Genomic DNA, 21945 nt, shown 5'->3' on the forward strand with positions numbered 1-21945 from the left:
AGTTAAGTTAAGTTAAGTTGCTTGGTATGCGTATGCGTATTAATTAAGTTTGGTTAGTTTAATTTTTTAATAAATCTGTTCGATGTTTTTCTGAAAGGCACGGCTCTGCAAATTCGATAATTTCCTGCGATTCATATTCGCTTAATAGGCTTCTTACCAATGCATAATCTACGTCTTTTCCAATTTCTGCCGCAAAAAAGGTCTCATTTAATGCTTCCGACAAACAATTAATTGCCTTTAACTGATCACGAATAACTATCGCATCAAAACCTTTTTCTAAAATAGCAATCTGAACAATCGAATTTCCAGAATTCTGAATCGTTTTTTTATGCATGAATTTCTCCTCAGTTTCATCAAATTCTGCGTAAAAAAGGTCATCTGTAGCGATTAAAGGGCCAAAAAATGGAATATTATCCAATTTGAAAAGACCTTTTTCTAAATCCACAATTTCTGCCCACATGGTTTCAGATACTACTTCATCTAGATAATCACTATAGTATTTAAATAATATTTTTTTATGCGTTTCTTGTTCCATTATTTAATTTTCTTCGCTTAAAGTTAGCAAAAAAATGCTCTACATTATATACGAAATTAATTCCCTGCTAGTTTATTCAAAGTGTATGCAATCAATTCGTCTACAGCTTTATAAGGATCTTCACTAAAAGTTCCAGATGCACGGTTGGCAATAATTGCATTAAGTGATAATGCGTTATGACCTAGAAGTGCCGAAAGCCCATAAATTGCTGCAGTTTCCATTTCTAAATTAGTGATTTTTGTATCATTATGACTAAAATTATCCATTTTATTATTCAATTCTTCATCTTGAATATTCAAACGTAAAACTCTTCCTTGAGGGCCATAAAAACCTCCTGCAGTTGCCGTAATTCCTTTAAAAATTTTATCGGATTCTATTAGCTTTTCTAATTTCTCAGAACATTGTGTAACATATGGTTTTCCTTTCTTAGAATCCCAATTGGTATGTTTTACAAATGCATCTTCAATTTCTGTAATCGAAACATCATCAATTAAATAAGAACGAAGCATATTGTCTAATCCTAAACCAAATTTAGACATCACAAAACTATCAACTGGAATATCTTCTTGTAAAGATCCAGAAGTTCCAATTCTAATAATATTTAAAGACGTTAAATCCTCTTTTGGTTCGCGTGTTTTTAAATCAATATTTACTAAAGCATCAAGCTCATTCAATACAATATCAATATTATCAGGGCCAATTCCTGTAGAAATTACAGAAATTCTTTTTCCTTTATAAATTCCGGTTTGGGTTTTAAATTCTCTTTTTTGAGTAGAATATTCGATAGAATCGAAAAATTGAGTGATTTTTTCTACTCGGTTTTGATCACCAACAAAAATAATGTCGTGAGCAATATGTTCAGGACGAAGGTTTAAATGATAAACACTTCCGTCGGGATTTAGTATTAATTCTGATGATTGAATCATTTCTTTTAAAGTTGCTAAGGTTCTGAGATACTAAGGTTCTAAGTTTTTTTGTTTCAAGTTTCATGTTTCAAGTTATTCGGACAACTTGAAACTTTAAGCGTGAAACCTGAAACTTTTTAGCCTCCTACACGTTTTGTTTTAAATCCTTTTTCTTTTAAGATTGCCATGATTTTATCGCGGTAATCGCCTTGAATAATAATTGAATCATCTTTAAAAGTTCCGCCAACGCTCAATTTGGTTTTAATTTCTTTCGCTAAAACTTTAAAATCTTCGTCAGAGCCTTCATAACCTTCAATAATTGTTGTTGGTTTTCCTTTTCTTTTTTCAAACTTACAGATCATTGGTTCTTTCTGAACATATAGAACATGGTCTTGTTCTTCAATTTGCTCTGGTTCATTTGTTTCTACATGATCAGGAAACAAATTTTTTAATTGATCTTTTAAATCCATATTTTTTTTATTCTAAAAATAAATTCCAAGTATAAAGATATTTAAAAATTAAATTCCAAACCCCAAGAAAAACTTGGAATTTGGAATTTTAATATAAGAATTTATTTAAGTTTATTTTTTGATTAAACCTAACTCCACCAAACGTTCGTGTAAAAACTCGCCGGCAGATATATCTTCGTATTTTTTCGGGTTTTCTTCGTCTATACAATTTTCAAGACAATCTAAACGCATATCGCTTACTGGATGCATAAAGAATGGGATTGAATAACGAGAAGTTCCCCACAATTCTCTCGGTGGGTTTACCACTTGGTGAATTGTAGATTTTAATTTGTTATTAGTATGTCGAGATAACATATCTCCAACATTAATTACCAATTCGTCATCTTCTGCAATAGCATCGATCCAGTCACCATTATGATTTTGAACTTGTAATCCTCGACCTTGAGCTCCCATTAACAAAGTAATCAAGTTAATGTCTCCGTGAGCTGCGGCACGAATTGCATTTTCTGGCTCAGAAGTAATTGGTGGGTAATGAATTGGTCTTAAAATAGAGTTTCCTTCTTTTGCATAATTGTCAAAATAAAACTCATCAAGACCTAAATGTAAAGCTAAAGCTCTTAAAACATAAACTCCAGTTTTTTCTAATTTTTGATAAGCTTCTTTACCAACGACATTAAAACGCGGTAATTCAGTCACTTCAACATTATCAGGGTATTCTGAAGCCCATCTAGAATCTTTGTCAACGTATTGACCAAAATGCCAGAATTCTTTTAAATCTCCTTCTTTGCGTCCTTTAGCATGTTCTTTTCCAAAAGAAACATAACCTCTTTGACCGCCAATTCCAGGAATTTCATAATTATGCTTAGTTTCTATTGGCAAGGCGAAGAAGTTTCTAATTTCGCCATAAAGTTCGTCTACCAATTGATCATCAAGAAAATGACCTTTTAAGGCTACGAAGCCAATGTTTTCAAATGCACTGCCGATTTCATTTACAAATTTTTGTTTACGTTTCGGGTCGTCCGAAAGGAAATCACGTAAGTCTACACTAGGAATGTTTTGCATACTTTACATTTTTTATTTAAAAAAGAAAGGTGTCATAAGCACCTTTCGCTAACAAAGGTAGAGAATATTTTAGAAAATAATCTTAAGCTCAGGCATTAAAAGTAGGTTTTTGATTAAATAAATTTTTCAGAATTCAATAAAATTGGCGCAAATTGTTATATTTGAAACACTAAAAAACAAAAAATTACATGATTTTTTACCGACAAAACCTCACTGACATTCAATTATTAGATTTATACAAAAAAATACTAAAACCTAGATTAATAGAAGAAAAGATGTTGATCTTGATTCGTCAAGGCAAAGTTTCTAAATGGTTTTCCGGAATAGGACAAGAAGCCATTGCTGTTGGAGTTACAGCTGTTCTAGATCAATCAGAATATATACTTCCAATGCACCGAAACCTTGGTGTTTTTACAACCAGAGAAATTCCGTTGCATCGTTTATTTTCACAATGGCAAGGAAAAGCGAATGGTTTTACAAAAGGCCGTGACAGAAGTTTTCACTTCGGAACGCAAGAATACAATATAATCGGAATGATTTCGCATTTAGGGCCGCAGCTTGGAATTGCTGACGGAATTGCTTTAGCGAATAAACTTCAAGACAATAAAAAAATCACAGCAGTTTTTACAGGAGAAGGAGCAACAAGCGAAGGAGATTTTCACGAAGCTTTGAATATTGCCGCAGTTTGGAAATTGCCGGTAATGTTTATTATTGAAAATAATGGTTACGGACTTTCTACACCAACCAACGAGCAATATGCCTGTGAAAATCTTGCAGATAAAGGAATTGGCTACGGGATTGAAAGCTGGATTATCGACGGAAATAATATTGTAGAAGTTTACAATAAATTATCTCAGTTAAAAGAAGAAATGAAAGAAAACCCGCGTCCGATTTTGTTAGAATTTAAAACTTTCAGAATGCGCGGACACGAAGAGGCGAGTGGTACTAAATATGTTCCGCAAGAATTAATGGATCAATGGGAACTTCGAGATCCTGTTTCTAATTATCAAAAGTATTTAAAGGAAAATGGAATTCTAACAGAAGAATTAGACGAGCAATTTCGTGCAGAAATAAAACAAGAAATTGATGAAAATTGGACAAAGGCAAATGCCGAACCAGAAATTGAACCTACTTATAGCGGAGAATTAGATGATGTTTACAAACCTTATCAATTTGAAGAAGTTAACACAGAAAGCGAAACTGAGAATATTCGTTTTATAGATGCCATTAGAAATGGATTAAACGAATCGATGCAGCGCCATAAAAATTTGGTTTTAATGGGGCAAGATATTGCAGAATATGGTGGCGCTTTTAAAATTACAGATGGTTTTGTTGAATTCTTTGGAAAAGATCGTGTAAGAAACACTCCAATTTGCGAAAGCGCTATTGTTTCTACCGCAATGGGATTATCAATTAATAATTATAAGGCAATTGTAGAAATGCAATTTGCTGATTTTGTGTCTACAGGATTCAATCCGATTGTAAATTTATTGGCTAAATCACATTATCGCTGGGGCGAAAAAGCTGATGTTGTTGTTCGTATGCCTTGCGGCGGAGGAACACAAGCTGGGCCTTTTCACTCACAAACCAATGAAGCTTGGTTTACTAAAACTCCTGGTTTAAAAGTAGTTTACCCGGCGTTTCCTTATGATGCAAAAGGACTTTTGAATACGTCGATAAATGATCCAAATCCAGTTTTATTCTTCGAACATAAATTATTGTACAGAAGTATTTATCAAGATGTTCCAAAGGAGTATTACACTATTCCTTTAGGTAAGGCTGCTTTGATAAAAGAAGGAAAATCGGTTACCATTATTTCATTTGGAGCTCCAGTTCATTGGGCTTTAGAAACTTTAGCAAACAATCCAGAAATAGATGCCGATTTAATCGATTTAAGAACTTTACAGCCTTTAGATACAGAAACTATTTTTGCTTCGGTTAAGAAAACTGGAAAAGCTATTATTTATCAAGAAGACACTCTTTTTGGCGGAATTGCAAGCGATATTTCGGCTTTAATTATGGAGAATTGTTTTGAATATTTGGACGCTCCTGTAAAACGTGTAGCCAGTTTAGATTCGCCAATTCCGTTTACAAAAGCTTTGGAAGACCAGTTTTTACCAAGAAACCGATTTGAAACTGCTCTAAAAGAATTGTTGGACTACTAAAAAAGAAACGCTTTAAAACTTAATTATATGAAAAAAATTTGCCTGTCATTTTTTGCAGTTTTGCTTTTAATATCTTGTGCAAAAAATGCTAAATCTACCCCAGATGGCGATTTGAACAAAAAATTCGATGCTTATAAAGATCAATTTGTTTCTTCATTATGGAAACTTAACCCTGAATGGGCTTCTAATGTTGGTTTCCACAAATACGACAGCATTTTAATTATTCCCGATGCAAAAGAAAATCAAAGAAAATTAGAATTTGCAAACTCTCAATTAGATTCTTTAAAATCTTATACAATTGATGACTTATCGAATAATAATAAAACGGATTATTATATGATAAAAAATCAGTTGGAAGGAATGATTTTTGGCATAAATGAGTTGAAAATATTCCAATGGAGTCCTGCAGAATATAATGTTTGTGGTTCTTTTGCCGAAATTCTAAACGGAAATTACGACAGTCTTGAAACTCGTTTAAGAGCTTTCAACAAAAAAATGAACGGAATTCCTGCTTATTACGAAGCTGCAAAAAAGAACATAAAGAATCCGACTTTAGAACATACTGAACTTGCAATTGCTCAGAATCTTGGTGGTTCTTCTGTTTTTCAAGATGATCTTAAAAACGCTTTAGAAAAAAGTAAATTATCAGATGCTGAAAAGAAGGAAATCTTAGATAAAGCAGCAGTTTCTGTAAAAGCAATTACTGATTATGCAGAATGGCTGAAAAAACTGCCAAACAAAACACCTCGCTCTTTTAGATTAGGAAAAGATTTATATGCTAAAAAATTTGATTTAAACATCCAGTCTGGATATACGGCGGACGAGATTTATAAAATCGCTATTGACCATAAGAAAGATTTGCACGAAAAAATGTTTGTTTTAGCAGATAAACTTTGGGCGAAATACAAAGGTAATGCAGTAAAACCAGCAGATAAACTGGAATTAATCAAACAAGTTATTGATGAAATTTCACTAAAACATACTACACCAGAGAAGTTTCAATCTGAAATTGAAAAGCAAATTCCAGAATTGACAGCTTATGTAAAAGCAAAAGATTTATTATACATTGATCCATCAAAACCTTTAGTTGTTCGTAAAGAGCCTGCTTATATGGCTGGAGTTGCAGGAGCTTCAATTTCTGCTCCTGGACCTTATGATAAAAATGCAAATACTTATTACAATGTGGGAAGTATGTCTGGATGGACAAAAGAAAATGCAGAAAGCTATTTGCGAGAATACAACGATTACATTCTGCAAATCTTGAATATTCATGAAGCAATTCCGGGACATTACACCCAATTGGTTTATAGTAATCAATCGCCAAGTATTATCAAATCTATATTCGGAAATGGCGCTATGATTGAAGGTTGGGCAGTTTACGCAGAAAAAATGATGCTAGAAAGTGGCTACAAAAACTCTGACGAAATGTGGCTGATGTATTATAAATGGAATCTTAGAACGACTTGCAATACCATTTTAGATATTAGCGTACATACCAAAAATATGTCTCAAGAAGACGCTATTAAACTTTTAACAAAAGAGGCGTTTCAGCAACAAGCGGAAGCAGACGGAAAATGGAAACGTGTTACTTTATCGCAAGTTCAATTGTGTTCTTATTTTACAGGTTATACAGAAATTTATAATCTAAGAGAAGAATTAAAGAAAAAAGAAGGCGATAAATTTAACTTGAAAAAGTTTCATGAGAAATTCTTGAGTTTTGGAAGTGCACCAGTTAAATACATTAAAGAATTAATGCTGGCTGAAGAATAGATTTAGCTTTAGCAAAAAAGGGTTTGACAATTAATAGTCAAACCCTTTTTTTTATATTATAACAACTAGCCTTTTTCCATCTGCAACTTCAGAATCCCAAATTTCTTCTATATCGCTTAGATGCACTGTTTTAATATTCACTTTTAAAATATTTTGAGCTGCCAAAAGAAACATCTCAGGAAGTATTTCAGAAAATAATAATTTCACTTCATCTTTTGTCCAGCTTCCTAAACCAGATCCCGACAACTGTAAATCTACACTTCTAAGAGTTTGTGCTGACAATTGGATAATATCACCAGACATTGAGCCAACTGAAACATACCTTGTTTTATTGGTAAATTTTCCATTTCCTTTTAAAACTGAAAAAATAAGTTCTGCCGATTTTCCCCATAAATAATCAATAACAATATCAATTGGAGTTTCCTTATGAATTTCTTTTAATTGAGAAACAAATGATTCATCCTCTTGCTTTAAAGAAACAGCTACATCGGCACCTAATTCTTTAAGATTTTCAAACATTTTCTCGTTTCTTCCCGTTACAATTATATTTTTAGCTCCATAATGTTTTGCAATTTGAATCGCCATTTGTCCTGTGAAACCCGTTGCTCCATTTATTAAAACAGTTTCACCAGGTTTTATTCCGGCTCTAAAACGGAGTGCCATTGCAGAACCTGCCACAGCATTTGGCATCGCCGCTGCTATAGCACCATCAATTTCATTTGGCAGAACTACCATTCTGTTTTTCTCTACTACTGCCTTTTCTGCAATTGTTCCCGAAATACCACGAGCATAAACTTTAGTTCCATTTTCTAATATTCCTATTCCATCACTGCCAACTATAAATCCGTTTTGATTTTCTTTTTCAGAAGAATAATGATCTCCACTGGCAATTCCTTTATCCAAATTGGTAATTGCAACGGCTTTAACCGAAATTAAAACTTCATTTTCATTTGATGCGATTGGTTCTGCAAAATCTGCATATTTAGGCAATTCGCCTTTTTTATAAACTACTGCTGCTTTCATAATTATTAAATTTTATGAAGCAAAATTAGACAGCCGTTTACAGGCAGACGATAACATTTGTTATCAAATGAAATTGATTTATTTTTCGTGTAGGAGTTTGCTTTTTATTCTACTTAAATGCACGGTACTAACTCCGAGATAAGATGCAATATAGTGCTGTGGAACTCTTTGCACTATTTCAGGCTTTTCTTCAATTAGACTTTGGTAACGCTGAGCAGGGGAGTCTTTTATAAAAGAAAAAAAGTGCTTCATATAATCGAATGTTCTTTGAAAAAGCTTATCAATTAATCTATCTCTTAGTTCTGGAATTTCCTTGATTTCTTCAATAATTGTATCCAAATCTTTTTTATGAATCCACCATAAAATTGATGGTTCGATTGTTTCTACAAAAACTGGACTTGGAAATTTTTTTATAAAACTTTCGATAGAAGCCACACTTTGATTTTCAAAAAAGAACTGAGAAGTTAAGTCTTTTCCGTTATGATTAAACCAAACCCGAATACAGCCTTTCTCAATAAGATAGAGTTTTTTTGAAATTTCTCCTTCTTCCAAAAGAGTCGTTTTTGCGGCAACTTCAATTCGATTAAAATAACCGATATATTCATTCCATTTTTCTTCTGATAAAGGAAATTTGTTGCGGAATTGGTTGAACATTTATCTTAAAAATATAAGTTGTTATGTTAGTATTTATTTTCAAATCTCTTTAAAACAGTTCTATCCAAAAAAGAATCTTTCCACATTTCTATTTTATAAAAGTCTTCGGGATTTTCATTATAAGCAGTTTCTAAATTTTTATAGTAAACCCGAACCCTATAATTCCCTTTTTCAATTTTTTGTTCTAAAACTAGAAGAGAAAATGGGCAATCATGTATTTGCAAGAAACCTGTATTTATTTCTAAGCTTGCTTCTACAACATGATCGAAAACAGTAAAATCTGAAATTTGGCTTTCAGAACTTAAAATTTCTAGTTCAGCTTTTACAATTCCTTCACTATTTTCGAGAGAAACACCTAGAATTCCTTTTTCTACAGCAAGTTTATCGTTAAAGGCCTCATTTGTCCAAAAATCTGGAGAACCTGTATCTCCTTCATCTTTATCATTCAAATAAAATTGACCGTAACTAGTTGTAAAATCTAGATTAAATTTCATTATAGAATGCTTTTTATTTAGAATCAGACTCTACTTCAAACAATTGCACTTGATTTTTCAAACGATCAATCAGCAAATTCATCATTCGTTTATTTAAATCAGAAGAATTCTGGATATAAGTATTGTATTCATCAACTGTAAAAAGCGCCATTACAATTCCTTTTAAAGAGTTTCTGAATTTAATGTCTTTTTGAATAGAATTTTCAATCGTCTGAAGTTTCTTTTCGACGGAATAAGAATAAAAATCGGGTTTGTTTTTGTTTACGTAGTTTATAAAAACTGCAATAAATAAATCGTTCTGCAGTTTTAAAATCGGTCTGATTGTCTGGTTTTGAAAGATCTCATCTGGAGAAGATTGAGCACTTACGGTTCCTAAAGTTTCGCCTCTGAATTCTTTTAAAAAGGTGTCTCTATCTTCCATGTTTTTATGTTTTTAGTTTTTCTTAAAGTTAGCGAAATAATCCCACGCTAAAAGCTTATTTTTGTTTTTTATAAAAATAAAATATGCGATTAGCTCTATTGCTCTGTGTTTTAATAGTTTCTTGCAATTCGAAAGAAAACAAAGAAAAATACAATCATAAAATATATCAAGCTATAAATAATAAAGACACCGCTGTTTTTGATGTCAAAATCAATAACAAACGTTTCTATGGACGTTATGAAATTTCTCGTTACGGATATGGTAAAGATTCCGGAGATGTGAGAGGTGACTTGAGAGGAGATACGCTTAGAGGAGATTATTATTTTATTTCCTTCGGAGGAAACTGGAAAAGAGTTCCTATAGCTCTTTTAAAGAAAGACAACAAACTCTTTTTAGGAAAAGGAGTAATTGGAACGTATTTTAATCTTCCTTGTTTTGTTCCAGAAGTTCCAATTGAATACAATAATGCTGAATTTGTATTTGAAGAAGTGACAAAATAGTTTTTTTTGTTTCAGGTTTCAAGTTTCACGTTGAATGTCTTGTGTATTTTAACGCAAAGAACGCTAAGTTTTTTTTATGTATAAGGTTTTATAAAAACACAAAGTTCGCAAAGCTTATATAAAACTTTGCGAACTTTGCGTAAATCTTAGTGTTCTTTGCGTTAAAAATTCAACTCATTTTATGTCAAACCTGAAACAAAAAAACTAATTCAATGTTGAAGGAAGTTCGAATATTTCGAGATCAAAATATTTTACAGAAGCCATTACGTGATCGAAAATATCAGCCATGATGTATTCGTAATTTGCCCAGCGTTTATCGCTTGAGAAAACATAAATTTCTAACGGGACTCCATGCGCAGTCGATTGTAATTGTCTGCACATAATATGCATATTTTTGTTCAATCCAGGATGATCAACTAAATATTGCATAATGTATTTTCTAAATAAACCTAAATTGGTCATATTTCGGCCATTCAGCGAAAGCGTTTTATCAATTCCTCTTAGGTCATTGTATTTTTCAATTTCAGCTTGTCTGCTATCGATATAAGATGTAATAAGCTGTACTTTTCTTAATTGCTGTAAATCTTCATCATTTAGAAAACGTATCGTACTGCTTTTTATCAAAACATGTCTTTTAATACGTCTTCCATCAGATTTTTGCATTCCGCGCCAGTTCTGAAACGAATCGGAACTTAAAGCGTACGTTGGAATTGTTGTGATTGTGTTGTCAAAATTTCGAACTTTTACTGTCGTTAAATTGATTTCGATCACATCTCCATCGGCACCGAATTTATCCATTGTAATCCAGTCGCCAATTCGAACCATGTCGTTTATAGCAACTTGAACACTAGAAACAAATCCAAGAATGGTATCTCTGAAAATTAAGATGATAATGGCCGAAAGTGTTCCTAAAATCGTTAATAATTCGCCTTTTTTGATTCCAAACAAAGTCGAAATAATCATCGCAACTCCAAAAATCCAAAGGACGATCATGATAACCTGAACAAAACTATCGATAGGTTTGTCACTATATTCTGGTTTTTGTTTTAAATAATCGCGTAACGAATTAAAAACCGTTCTAACAATCCATAATCCAAGTAATACAATATAAATACCAACTATTTTTCCGAAAATAGATTCCCAATATTCATATCTATCTAAGATTACAGGAACGGCTTTATAAATAAAGAAAAACGGAATTAAATAAGCAGTATATCTAGTCGTTTTGTTTTGAATTAGATAATCGTCAAATTTTGTTTTGGTGCGCTGCGCAAAAATTGCTGTCAGAGTGACTAGAATGAATTTGGCAACATAATAAATAATATAAGCTAATGCTATTAAAATAGCGATATTAAAGATCAAGCTGGTATAAGACGCAACATTACGGCTCATTCCCCAATCTCTAAAAACGGGATATAAAAAATTAAATATTTTATCCAAAAGGTTAGGCATTTTCTAAATACTTTTTCTCTATGTAGAAAGTTCCAAACGGAATAAGAGAAGCAATTAAAATGATTCCGAAAGTTTTAAAATCCCAATTCATTGATTTTTTCAATAAAAAAGCCAAAACAATATATCCAATAAATAAAACACCGTGTGTCATTCCTAATGGACGTAATAATGTATGATAAAGTTCAGGATTATTATTTTTGATAATTAACATATTTGCGAATAATACTAAATATGAAATTCCTTCTAAAATGGCAGTAACTTTGAAAATCTTGAGCATGAATATATTTTTTAAGTTTTATGCCAGCAAAATTAAGGATTCTGGATTGATTTTAAAGTTTAAAAAATCAAAATTAAATCAGTAAAATGAGCTGAAAATTGGAATTTGGAATTTAAAGAATTGAAAATTATCTTTACTCTATGAGTAAAAGAGATTTAAAAAAATATTTAGGCGATTTAACAAAGGAGCAATTAGAAGAACAACTGATTGAACTTTATGAAAAATTTGCACCTGTAAAGACCTATTACGACTTTGTTTTTAATCCGAAAGAAGATAAATTATTGCAGGAAGCCAAAGTTAAAATTTCCCAAGAATATTTTCCGATAAAGAAGCCGGGAGCAAAATGGCGTCCGAAAGCAAAAATGAGAAGATCGGTTGCTCAGAAATTAATCAAACATTTTATGACGCTTGGAGTAGATTCTTATATTTTGGCAGATATTATGCTTTATAATATTGAAATTGCGCAAACGTTTTCTTCTCAAAATTTCATTAAGCAAGAATTATTCTACAAAAGCATCTTTAATTCTTTTGAACAAGCTGTTAATTTTATCATTTCAAATGGAATTTTTAATGATTTTAAATTGCGAATTAATGCCGTTTATGAAGAAACTTTGCAGCAAAAATGGAAAAATAAGTACGATTTTGAGGTGATTTTGGACAAAATCGACTACTAAAAGCACTTCCCTTAAAAAATATTTCTTTTAAAAAAACATTTATTTTAGGTTAAAATAAGATGAATAACTGTTTTTTCGGTGTATTTTTGCAAAAATCCAAAAATAAACAATGTCTCAAAACACTTTAGAAATACAAAGAGAAGAGAAGAAAGAACTTTATGCATACCAAAAAGGCGATATTGACGCCATTTTTGACCGTTTAGACAATGCTCCTCCAAAACACCATTTACTGTATCAGCTTCCAACTGGAGGTGGAAAAACAGTAATATTTTCTGAAATCGTTCGCCGCTATTTATCAAACAACGATAAAAAAGTGGTTGTTTTAACGCACCGTATAGAACTTTGTAAACAAACCTCAAAAATGTTAACAGGTTTTGGCGTTACAAACAAAATAATCAACAGTAAAGTAAAAGAACTGCCAGATCAGAATGATTTTTCTTGTTTCGTGGCAATGGTCGAAACTTTAAAAAACCGTATTAATGATGAAAAACTTCATTTAGATAATATCGGTTTGGTGATTATTGATGAGGCACATTATAATTCATTTAGAAAATTATTAAACTCATTCAAAAATGCTTTTATTCTTGGAGTTACTGCAACGCCATTGAGTTCAAACATTAAATTGCCAATGCACCAAAGTTATAATGAACTTATCGTAGGTGATACAATTGGTTCATTAATAGACAAAGGATTTTTAGCTCGAGCAACAACATACAGTTATGATGTTGGTTTAACTTCATTAAAAGTTGGTATTAACGGTGATTATACCGTAAAATCATCTGATGATTTGTATACTAATACGTTGATGCAAGAAAAGCTTTTGCACGCTTATACAGAAAGATCTTTGGGAAAAAAGACCTTGATTTTTAACAATGGTATCCATACTTCTTTATATGTTTATGAAACTTTTAGAGAAGCAGGTTACGATATTAGACACCTTGATAATACAAGTAGTTCTGAAGAGCGTAAAGATATTTTGCAATGGTTCAAAAAGACTCCAGACGCGATTTTGACATCTGTTGGAATTTTGACAACTGGTTTTGATGAACCTACTGTAGAAACTATTATCTTAAACAGAGCGACTAAATCGTTGACTTTATATTTCCAGATGATCGGACGTGGTTCTCGTAAACTACCTGGAAAAGATGAATTTACAGTGATCGATTTAGGAAATAATGCCGCTCGTTTTGGTTTATGGAGCGACCCTGTCAACTGGCAACATATTTTTAAATCTCCAGAGTTTTATTTGGAAAATCTGCGTGATGATCATGAAATTGAGATGTTTTTCAAATACAGTATGCCACCAGAATTGCGAGCAAAATTTAGTAAAACAGCTGATGTCAGTTTTGATGTTGATGAAGAACACAAATTAATTATAAAACAAAATTTACGTTCTAAAGTTGTTCTTGACAAATCGCTAGAACAGCATGCAGGTATGTGTGTAGATAACACAGAAACACTTCAAGAAGCAAAAATGCTTGCAAAAGAGTTAGATGATGATATTGAAGATCGTATTAAACGATACTCAAAATGTTTAAGCCAATGCAGTAAAAACTACCGCGAATGGCTGGTTGACGATTACAAACAAAGATTGACTTTATTAATTGGTAAAAAATATCGTGAAAAAATCATGAATGAGCCAGATTGATAATTTAAAGTTTTATTTGTTTCAGGTTTCATGTTTCAAGTTGTTGGAATCTAGAACAGTATTATAATTTATAAAAGGAGAAATAACATTTTATAGTAAATGTAATTTCTCCTTTCAACTTATTAAGTTTTTGGTGTAACTTGAAACCTGAAACTTTAAACAAAATTAAAGAACATGTCTAAACCATTCTCTACATTAGGAATTTCAGCGTCAATTTTAAAAGCTTTAAGCGAATTAAATATTGTTGAACCAACAGAAATTCAGCAGAAAACAATTCCGTTATTCTTGGGCGAAAATCACGATATAGTTGGTTTGGCTAAAACAGGAACTGGAAAAACAGCTGCTTTTGGGCTTCCGTTATTACAATTAGTTAATTCAGAATCAACTGATGTTCAGGCTGTAATTTTAGTTCCGACAAGAGAATTGGGACAACAGATTGTTAGAAATTTAGAAAGTTTTGCAAAATATATTCCTAGTATATCTATTGCTTCCATTTGTGGAGGAACTCCAATAAAACCTCAAATTGAAAGATTAAAAGAAGGCGCTCAGATTGTTGTGGCAACTCCGGGACGTTTAATCGATTTAATTCAGCGAAAAGCAATTGATTTAAAAACAACCGAATATTTAGTTTTAGATGAAGCAGACGAAATGATCGCCATTCTAAAAGAAGGTTTAGACGAAATTGTTGCAGAGCTTCCTAAAAAACGCAGAACATTATTGTTTTCTGCAACACTTCCAGGCGCTATCAAGCAATTGATTCAGAATTATTTGAATAAGAATGTAGTTCAAATAAGCGCCAACATGGAAACAGTTGGAAACGAAGGGATTGATCACGAATACATTGTTGTTGATCCAATTGAAAAGTTAGAAGTTTTGATGCATTTCTTAAATTCTAGAGATGGCGAAAGAGGAATTATTTTCTGTAAAACAAAAGCAGCCGTTAACAAACTGGCTAAAAATCTGGCAATCAATAAATTTTCTTCAGGTGCGCTTCATGGAAGTTTAACTCAAGGAATTCGTGATAGAATAATGGAACAATTCCGCGAAGGTCATATCAATATTTTGGTTGCAACCGATTTGGCGGCGCGTGGAATTGACGTTAAAGAAATTTCATATGTAATTAATTATCATTTACCTGATACTTATGAAAATTACGTTCACAGAAGCGGAAGAACGGCAAGGGCAGGGGCAAAGGGACTTTCTTTAACGGTATTACAACAAGAAGAAGTTTTTGAAATTGCCGATTTCGAAAGAGAATTGGGAATTAAATTTTCAGAATTTAAAAAACCAACAGCTGCAAGTCTTGAAGAAAATAACATGCTTTTGTGGGCAAAGCAAATCTTTAAAACAAAACCAAATCATGATCTTTCAACAGAATTAAAAACAAAAGTAAAAACTGTTTTTCATCATTTGACGAAAGAAGAACTAATCGAAAAATTAATGGCAAGTTATGTCCTACAGAACAAAATCGATATAGTTGATAAAACAGTTAAAAAATTCAAAAAGTAAATAATATGACTTTTGTCATTGTATATTAAAGTTGTACTTTTATAAGGAATTATTCTATAATCCTATTAATTACAACATATATGAAAATAGTCATTATTGGAGGTGGATTTGCGGGAATCAATCTAGCAAAAGAGCTCGTAAATCAGCCTCAAATACAAGTAACACTTGTAGACAAAAATAATTATAACTTTTTCCCACCACTTATATATCAAGTTGCTACGGCATTTTTAGAACCTTCGAGCATTAGTTATCCTTTTAGAAAATTTTTCGCAGGAAAAAAGAATTTAAGTTTCCGTTTAGGCGAACTATTATCTGTTTCTCCAGCTGAAAAGAAAATTACTTTAAGCAACGGAGAATTAGAATACGATTATCTTGTTTTTGCAACTGGAGCAGAAACGAGTTATTTTGGCATGGAAAACGTGATGAAAAACGCTATTCCGATGAAAACCTTAAATGATGCCATCGTAATGCGTAATACACTGCTTAAAAACCTTGAAAAAGCCGCTATTTGTAAGGATATGCGTAAAAGACGTAAATTACTTACAATTGTTGTAGCAGGAGGGGGGGCAACAGGAGTAGAGGTTTCTGGTATGTTTGCTGAAATGCGTAAAAATATCCTTTTAAAAGAATACCCAGAATTAGACACCTCTGCCAGTAACGTTTATTTGGTCGATGGTGGTGATGCATTGTTAGCGCCAATGAGTAAAGAATCTCAAAAAGATACTTTGGAAGCATTGACAAAATTGGGAGTTGTAGTAAAATTGAATACTAAAGTTGTCGATTACGTTGATGATACTGTAATGTTTGAAAACGGAGAAACAATCAAAACCAAAAACTTAATTTGGGCAGCAGGAGTTTCTGCCAAAATTTTTGAAGGAATTCCGAAAGAAAGCTATGGACGCGGAAGACGTATGGCAACAGACGAATTTAATAAAGTTAATGGTGTAGATCATATTTATGCGATTGGTGATACCGCTATTACAGCTGGAGACAAAAATTTCCCAGACGGACATCCACAAGTTGCGCAAGTTGCAATTCAACAAGGATTAAATTTGGCTAAAAACTTTAAAGCAATAGTTTCAAACAAACCACTTAAACCATTTGCTTACAATGACAAAGGTTCAATGGCAATTATTGGAAAAGCAAAAGCTGTTGTAGATTTACCAAGTCCAAAATGGCATTTCAAAGGATTCTTTGCTTGGATTATCTGGCTGTTTATTCACTTAATTTCTTTAATTACTTACAGAAACCGATTAAATACATTCTGGAATTGGATGGTAGCTTATTTTGCAAAAGATCAATCACTTAGAATGATTATTAGACCTGATAAAAAAATTCAGAGTTAATCTTTAAAAAATTCCAAAACTGAAATTCCAAATTCCAAAAGGATGCGTTATAAAAAAGCCGAAATCTTATGATTTCGGCTTTTCATTTATACTAAATTAATTATCTTTTTAAGTTTTTAAACTTGGAATTTGGATTTTTAAGTATTGGAATTTTAATACATTTAGTGCCCAATCATAACATCATCAGCATCAGAAACGTTTACTTTATTTTTGATGAATCGTTTTCCAATATTCAAAATAATGAAAGCAGTTATTGTGGTCGTTGTCATAATTGCAACCATTGGAGCAACAGAATCTTTTACAAAAACTCCAATTGCAAATGAAGCTAAAGCTCCTAATCCTAACTGAATAGCACCCATTAATGCAGACGCGCTTCCGGTGTTTTTAGCAAAAGGCGCTAATGTTAATCCAGCTGTATTTGGATTTGAGATTCCTAAACAAGCTAAGAATAAGAATAACATTCCAATAGTTTCATATAATCCTAAAAGATCACTTAAAGCTAAAATCAGAAAAATTATGCTGATAACAGATTGAGAAATCAAAGCGCCGAAAATCATTTGTTCGCTAGAAAATCTTTTTAAAAGCATAGAATTCAACTGACTAGAACCAATAAAACTTACCGACATTAAAGCAAAAATCCATCCATAAGTTTTAGCATCAACCTTATAAATATCCATAAAAACTAGAGGAGAAGCAGCTACATACGAGAATAATCCAGAGAATGCAATCGCTCCTGTAAATGCGTAAGTATAAAATTGTGGCTCTTTTAAAACCAATAAAAAGTTATTTATGATAGGTTTTGGTTTTAGTGAAATAGATGTATCTGGCTTATAAGTATTTGGAAGTCCGATTTGTGATGCCATTAGAATAACAATTCCCATACACATTAATATGAAGAATACAGCGTGCCAACCCAAATCTTCGGTAACGTAACCACCAATTGTTGGCGCTAACATTGGCGAAAGTCCCACTACAAGCATTAAAAGAGAAAATACTTTTGGTATATCTTTTACAGGAAATAAATCACGAACCATGGCTACAGAAGCAACGGTAGCAGCACAGCTTCCAATTGCTTGAACAAAGCGAAGAAATATAAAAGTATCTATATCAGCAACATATATACATCCTAAAGAAGCTAATATATAAACCAAAAGGCCTATAAACAAAGGTTTTTTGCGTCCAAAACGGTCTAATAAAGGTCCGTATAGCAATTGACCGGCAGAAATTCCGATAAAATAACTGGATAAACTCATAGAAACTTTTGCAACAGAAGTATTTAAATCTTTTGCAATTCCGGAGAAACCAGGCAGATACATGTCAATAGAAAAAGGACCAAGTGCGGTTAAAGATCCTAAAATAAGAATAAGTTTAATATATTTTTTTGTTGTCATTTTCTTAAAAAACGGCTTATAATTTTTTGCAAAGGTAAAGATTTCTTATCTTGTAGTATAGCTTATCGAAGTTTATAAAATATTTAAGTTTCTATTAGCCAAAAAATGATAATAACTTATTATTAATCTAAATTTAAAAAAATGAAGAAGTATCTTTTATTATTAGCCGTTTTATGCACATCAATTTCATTTGCTCAAACAATTACATCTAAACAAGAAGAAGCGAGTGTTGAACAATACGAACTTCTTAAAAAAGTAAACCAGTATTATCCCGATATTACCTTAAGTAAATCTGTAACCAATTTTTATGCAGATGGAAAAATTATCGACACACAACAAGATTTCGATTTAAGAGGAACTAAATTTTCAAGTTATAAGTTAGGACTTGAACCTGGTAACAAAAAAGTAAATTTCGACTATGTATCAACTGAAGTTGGTCACGTATACGGTAATGTTACTATTTTTAATGGTAATGCATTGAAAACAACATTTAATGAAAAGACAAACCAAATTGATGTTTCAATAAACGGAAAATCAGTTTATTTGAAAAAATTATAAGTTTTATTTAAATTAGAAAAGCATCATAATTTTATGGTGCTTTTTTAGTTTATATTTGATTCATATTTTAAAGCAAAATTCTACAATGAAAAAATTTATTCTTTTAGCCGTATTTTTAATTACTGTAAAATCTTTTTCACAAAATCGATTCTCAGGAACTTGGAGCAATGAAAAATGTAAAGACTGCAAAAAGGAATATATTTTTACAATCACAATTGCACAGTCAAATTCGGCAATTTTTGGAACAGCTGAAATCACGAGTGATCATAAAGAATTAAATTCAGGAATTTTAGAAGTTTCTGGATATGTTTATCCGCTTGGCGACAAAGCGCAAATAAAATTGAAAGACAAGGACGGAATTTCTTCAAGTGCAGTTTTAATGGCTAACGATGGAGCATTACAATTCTCAAAACGTGGTGGTGCAGATTTAGTTCCAAAAGAAATCATTTTAAGCAAATTATATGAATAGCCTCTATTTTTAGGCTATTTCATTTTGACCTATAATTTATAGTATGAAAAGCTTGTTTTTTCGGAAGTGTTTATTATCTTTGTCATATGATTTTATCAATAAGAGCCAAGGTATTGCAAGTACCGTTCGAGGCTCTTTTTTTTTGGTTTATGTTTTGGGTTGATTATCAGGCGACTAGGCTACGCCTGTTAACGAATTAATAATTTAACCTAAAAATTTAGCTCTGCTTTATCTCTTGTTATATAGCCGATTTTTGGACCACATGAACCGTCATCTAGTTTCTGATAAATTTTTAAGTAGCGAAAAGCTTCTTTGCTTCTCCAATAATAACAGAGATATTGCAAAGAAGCCTCTTTAAATTTGAACCAACACGAGTTTGTGCCGTTCGCAAGAATATGCGAAAAAGTAACCTTTAACAGGCCGTTTTTTAGTTTTTTAGACATGGATGTATGATTTTATCAACGAGAGACTATTGCAAGTAGTCTATTTTATTTCTCGTAGAAGTTTGAGCAAATATACATATTATTCTTATTTAAAATGTTAAATTTTTAATTTTTAAATCCTCCCCTACCCCTTGGGGGAGGAGGGATGCTAAGGAACAAATTCCATCTTATTCGAATCATTAAAATGACCGTGATTATCTGAAAACCAAACCTTTGAAATGCTAAAAGGTAGCGGACATTCAAAATAGTAATAATTCAAATCATTATCATATTTCATGTCCAAGTATGAAAGAGGTGTAAAATCATGTTGGATGCCATCCGCATCAATTATATGCATTGTAACTCCAATATCGCCCGAACAGCCATAAACCCTGTCCATAACTTCCTGTTCAATATCTATAGTATAGGCTCTTTGAGCAGTTACTATATTGACAGTCAATAATCTTGGGTCTACCTGACATAAAGAGGTCATATAAGTATTCTGCAAACGAAAATCAGCATCTTTTATAAGCGATATATCGTTAAATTCTGATTGAATGATTAAACGCTCAATATCAGTAAAATCAATACACTTGGTAGGCTCTTTAATGAAAGTGGTTTCCTGTCTCAAATCACAAAAAATCAAATCTTCTGGAATCAAAACAGGTTCATCGAAAGTCTTAACTTTCATTGTGCACAACTGTAAATTTCTGTTTAAGTAGTATAATGTATACATATTTCTTTAGTAGTTTAAAGCCAATTGTAGCCTTTTGATTTGTAATAGTTTGCTAATTCTTTATATTGGCTATTCGACAAGTATTTAATAATATCGTTTCTTAAATTCTTTGATTTTGTAGCGGTTTTATAATAGACCTCTTCCAAAATTGGGAACGTACCGGTATGCTTTTTCAAAAATGAAATAGCGGTTTTTTCGTCCTCAGTCCAAGCAGAAATATTATATAAATCAATTGAACCACCCAATAAAACATGGTTATCATCAACGTTAGTTCCGAACGCTTCCGCTATTTTAAAAGCCGATGCAACTATCGTATCCATAGTCTTTTTTGGAATAGTTGGATAGCTCTTTGTTAGGTCAGCTACCTTTTTCTTTATAATTGTTGGGTCAGCCTTTGCATTCTCGTTAGAGTTTTGCTCTTTTTTAGCTTCTAGATTGGTATCTTTTACAATTTCAATTGTCTTTTTCAAATACTTGTACAAGTATGGAAAAACTAGAAAAAGAACAGCCAAAAAAATCCCGTACTTCTTAAAGAACGGGATTACCTTTGTATCTAAGAAGCTAGGTTTTTGCCTAGTGTTTCTCATTATTTCTGATTTTGTTTAATTTTTGTATAAATAAAATACGCTGCTAAAGCACCAGCTACGATTAAAATTGCTTTAGTGTTTTCTTGCCAAAATTGTTTTAACTTTTCCATTTGTGATTGTGTTTTAAATTGTTATTGTTACGTATGAATAAAAAAAAAGACCGATTGTAATTAAAAGAGGGATGATGTACTGTTTTGCTAGCGCGAACTTGTCAATAGTGACTTTTAAAATCGGTGTTGAAACATCGCCTAACATAGTAATCGACTTTACTATATCAGAATCGGTTATTAATGTATGATCTTTGCCCAACTCAACTTGCAGAATTGCCCTAACGAGGTTAATAAGAAACTTGGAATTAATTTCTGTAAGTTTTTGAGTAGGAGAGACCCCCAATGTTTTAGCAACAGAATTAATATAAGCTTTTGTATCGTTCTCACTTGGCGGTGCATACTCTGTAATTAAAAGTTTTACGGTGTTTTTACCTTTGTTAATGTCGTTAATCAGGTCTTTAAGCATTGCTCTAAGTCCAAAATGAACATTTTCAAACTGCTCAAAATTTTTGTCTGTATTAGCAGAATGAGGAATTTTACCTTGCCAAGCAATACTTGTCCTAATTAAATTGCCAGGATTATTATTTCTCAATCCTCTAGCTACTTTCGAGTTATTCAGAAACGACTTCGGCATCTTTTTCAAGGTTTTTCGGTTCTTTTTCCTCAGACAGCTTTGCAAATTCATCATGCGCAAATTGCACAACTTTTACTGCTACAGCGATATAAGCACCATATTTAATAACTACTTTTAGAATGTTTGTAATAGTACTAAGACTTTTCATTTTCTAGATTTTTTTGTTGTTCGACTTTGCGCTCTCTGCGCTCTC

The 21945-nt window shown here is 32.1% G+C and carries 25 protein-coding genes; 9 read left to right on the forward strand and 16 right to left on the reverse strand.

Annotated elements, in window-relative coordinates; genetic code table 11:
• Positions 1-58: 58 nt before the first annotated feature.
• The 4 genes from HNP35_RS19860 to HNP35_RS19875 all read right to left on the reverse strand — a co-directional run bounded on the left by HNP35_RS19860 (position 59) and on the right by HNP35_RS19875 (position 2972).
• Positions 59-535: a DUF4265 domain-containing protein gene (locus tag HNP35_RS19860; RefSeq protein WP_184166160.1), complete on the reverse strand. Its 477-nt coding sequence runs from the start codon at positions 533-535 to the stop codon at positions 59-61.
• A 56-nt stretch (positions 536-591) separates the two neighbouring features.
• Complete coding sequence (locus HNP35_RS19865; RefSeq protein ID WP_184166157.1) at positions 592-1461, reverse strand: nucleoside phosphorylase; 870 nt, start codon at positions 1459-1461, stop codon at positions 592-594.
• 116 nt (positions 1462-1577) lie between these two features.
• Positions 1578-1910, reverse strand: coding sequence for a translation initiation factor (locus HNP35_RS19870; protein WP_184166154.1), 333 nt, complete (start codon positions 1908-1910; stop codon positions 1578-1580).
• A gap of 111 nt (positions 1911-2021) precedes the next feature.
• Positions 2022-2972: an isopenicillin N synthase family dioxygenase gene (locus tag HNP35_RS19875; RefSeq protein ID WP_184166151.1), complete on the reverse strand. Its 951-nt coding sequence runs from the start codon at positions 2970-2972 to the stop codon at positions 2022-2024.
• A gap of 188 nt (positions 2973-3160) precedes the next feature.
• Here HNP35_RS19875 and HNP35_RS19880 point away from each other — a divergent pair, with 188 nt between their 5' ends.
• Positions 3161-5137, forward strand: a complete 1977-nt coding sequence (locus HNP35_RS19880; protein ID WP_184166148.1) for an alpha-ketoacid dehydrogenase subunit alpha/beta — start codon at positions 3161-3163, stop codon at positions 5135-5137.
• A 27-nt stretch (positions 5138-5164) separates the two neighbouring features.
• Entirely contained in the window at positions 5165-6907 is a 1743-nt protein-coding gene (locus tag HNP35_RS19885; protein ID WP_184166146.1) for a DUF885 domain-containing protein, read from the forward strand.
• 51 nt (positions 6908-6958) lie between these two features.
• Here the strand turns inward: HNP35_RS19885 and HNP35_RS19890 are convergent, their stop codons facing one another.
• From HNP35_RS19890 to HNP35_RS19905, 4 genes are all read right to left on the reverse strand, one after another.
• Positions 6959-7930: a quinone oxidoreductase family protein gene (locus tag HNP35_RS19890; RefSeq protein ID WP_184166144.1), complete on the reverse strand. Its 972-nt coding sequence runs from the start codon at positions 7928-7930 to the stop codon at positions 6959-6961.
• A 78-nt stretch (positions 7931-8008) separates the two neighbouring features.
• Positions 8009-8584 carry a Crp/Fnr family transcriptional regulator gene (locus tag HNP35_RS19895; RefSeq protein WP_184166142.1) on the reverse strand — a complete coding sequence of 192 codons (576 nt, stop codon included), beginning with the start codon at positions 8582-8584 and terminating at the stop codon, positions 8009-8011.
• A gap of 26 nt (positions 8585-8610) precedes the next feature.
• Complete coding sequence (locus HNP35_RS19900; RefSeq protein ID WP_184166140.1) at positions 8611-9078, reverse strand: hypothetical protein; 468 nt, start codon at positions 9076-9078, stop codon at positions 8611-8613.
• Between the two features lie 13 nt (positions 9079-9091).
• On the reverse strand, positions 9092-9499 hold the full coding sequence (locus tag HNP35_RS19905) for a glyoxalase (RefSeq protein ID WP_109193483.1): 408 nt from the start codon (positions 9497-9499) through the stop codon (positions 9092-9094).
• An 83-nt stretch (positions 9500-9582) separates the two neighbouring features.
• On the opposite strand from HNP35_RS19905, the gene HNP35_RS19910 reads away from it, so the two are divergent.
• Entirely contained in the window at positions 9583-9999 is a 417-nt protein-coding gene (locus HNP35_RS19910; RefSeq protein WP_184166138.1) for a hypothetical protein, read from the forward strand.
• A gap of 204 nt (positions 10000-10203) precedes the next feature.
• Here the strand turns inward: HNP35_RS19910 and HNP35_RS19915 are convergent, their stop codons facing one another.
• Together HNP35_RS19915 and HNP35_RS19920 are read right to left on the reverse strand one after the other, a co-directional pair.
• On the reverse strand, positions 10204-11451 hold the full coding sequence (locus HNP35_RS19915) for a mechanosensitive ion channel family protein (RefSeq protein ID WP_184166126.1): 1248 nt from the start codon (positions 11449-11451) through the stop codon (positions 10204-10206).
• Complete coding sequence (locus HNP35_RS19920; RefSeq protein WP_184166124.1) at positions 11444-11728, reverse strand: DUF3817 domain-containing protein; 285 nt, start codon at positions 11726-11728, stop codon at positions 11444-11446. The genes HNP35_RS19915 and HNP35_RS19920 overlap by 8 nt, the downstream gene beginning before the upstream one ends.
• 140 nt (positions 11729-11868) lie before the next feature.
• Here HNP35_RS19920 and HNP35_RS19925 point away from each other — a divergent pair, with 140 nt between their 5' ends.
• The 4 genes from HNP35_RS19925 to HNP35_RS19940 all read left to right on the forward strand — a co-directional run bounded on the left by HNP35_RS19925 (position 11869) and on the right by HNP35_RS19940 (position 16905).
• The gene (locus HNP35_RS19925) at positions 11869-12402 is read left to right on the forward strand and encodes a DUF6155 family protein (RefSeq protein WP_184166122.1); all 534 of its coding nucleotides are present in this window, start codon (positions 11869-11871) and stop codon (positions 12400-12402) included.
• A gap of 109 nt (positions 12403-12511) precedes the next feature.
• Positions 12512-14050 (forward strand): DEAD/DEAH box helicase, encoded by a 1539-nt coding sequence (locus HNP35_RS19930; protein WP_184166120.1) that lies wholly within the window; start codon positions 12512-12514, stop codon positions 14048-14050.
• A 174-nt stretch (positions 14051-14224) separates the two neighbouring features.
• The gene (locus tag HNP35_RS19935) at positions 14225-15559 is read left to right on the forward strand and encodes a DEAD/DEAH box helicase (RefSeq protein ID WP_184166118.1); all 1335 of its coding nucleotides are present in this window, start codon (positions 14225-14227) and stop codon (positions 15557-15559) included.
• A gap of 80 nt (positions 15560-15639) precedes the next feature.
• Complete coding sequence (locus HNP35_RS19940) at positions 15640-16905, forward strand: NAD(P)/FAD-dependent oxidoreductase (RefSeq protein WP_184166116.1); 1266 nt, start codon at positions 15640-15642, stop codon at positions 16903-16905.
• A gap of 161 nt (positions 16906-17066) precedes the next feature.
• On the opposite strand, the gene HNP35_RS19945 is transcribed toward HNP35_RS19940, so the two are convergent.
• Positions 17067-18296, reverse strand: coding sequence for a multidrug effflux MFS transporter (locus HNP35_RS19945; RefSeq protein ID WP_184166114.1), 1230 nt, complete (start codon positions 18294-18296; stop codon positions 17067-17069).
• A gap of 141 nt (positions 18297-18437) precedes the next feature.
• Here HNP35_RS19945 and HNP35_RS19950 point away from each other — a divergent pair, with 141 nt between their 5' ends.
• Together HNP35_RS19950 and HNP35_RS19955 are read left to right on the forward strand one after the other, a co-directional pair.
• Positions 18438-18854, forward strand: coding sequence for a hypothetical protein (locus HNP35_RS19950; RefSeq protein WP_184166111.1), 417 nt, complete (start codon positions 18438-18440; stop codon positions 18852-18854).
• Positions 18855-18939: 85 nt separating this feature from the next.
• Positions 18940-19323 (forward strand): hypothetical protein, encoded by a 384-nt coding sequence (locus HNP35_RS19955; protein WP_184166108.1) that lies wholly within the window; start codon positions 18940-18942, stop codon positions 19321-19323.
• 209 nt (positions 19324-19532) lie between these two features.
• On the opposite strand, the gene HNP35_RS19960 is transcribed toward HNP35_RS19955, so the two are convergent.
• From HNP35_RS19960 to HNP35_RS19980, 5 genes are all read right to left on the reverse strand, one after another.
• The gene (locus tag HNP35_RS19960) at positions 19533-19766 is read right to left on the reverse strand and encodes a hypothetical protein (RefSeq protein WP_184166105.1); all 234 of its coding nucleotides are present in this window, start codon (positions 19764-19766) and stop codon (positions 19533-19535) included.
• A gap of 148 nt (positions 19767-19914) precedes the next feature.
• Positions 19915-20436 carry a hypothetical protein gene (locus tag HNP35_RS19965; RefSeq protein WP_184166102.1) on the reverse strand — a complete coding sequence of 174 codons (522 nt, stop codon included), beginning with the start codon at positions 20434-20436 and terminating at the stop codon, positions 19915-19917.
• Between the two features lie 59 nt (positions 20437-20495).
• Entirely contained in the window at positions 20496-20951 is a 456-nt protein-coding gene (locus tag HNP35_RS19970; protein ID WP_184166099.1) for a hypothetical protein, read from the reverse strand.
• Positions 20952-21191: 240 nt separating this feature from the next.
• Complete coding sequence (locus HNP35_RS19975) at positions 21192-21710, reverse strand: hypothetical protein (protein WP_184166096.1); 519 nt, start codon at positions 21708-21710, stop codon at positions 21192-21194.
• Positions 21711-21729: 19 nt separating this feature from the next.
• Positions 21730-21900, reverse strand: a complete 171-nt coding sequence (locus HNP35_RS19980) for a hypothetical protein (RefSeq protein WP_184166093.1) — start codon at positions 21898-21900, stop codon at positions 21730-21732.
• Between the last annotated feature and the right edge of the window lie 45 nt (positions 21901-21945).

The sequence above is a fragment of the Flavobacterium notoginsengisoli genome (assembly GCF_014207905.1).
Lineage (GTDB): Bacteria > Bacteroidota > Bacteroidia > Flavobacteriales > Flavobacteriaceae > Flavobacterium > Flavobacterium notoginsengisoli_A.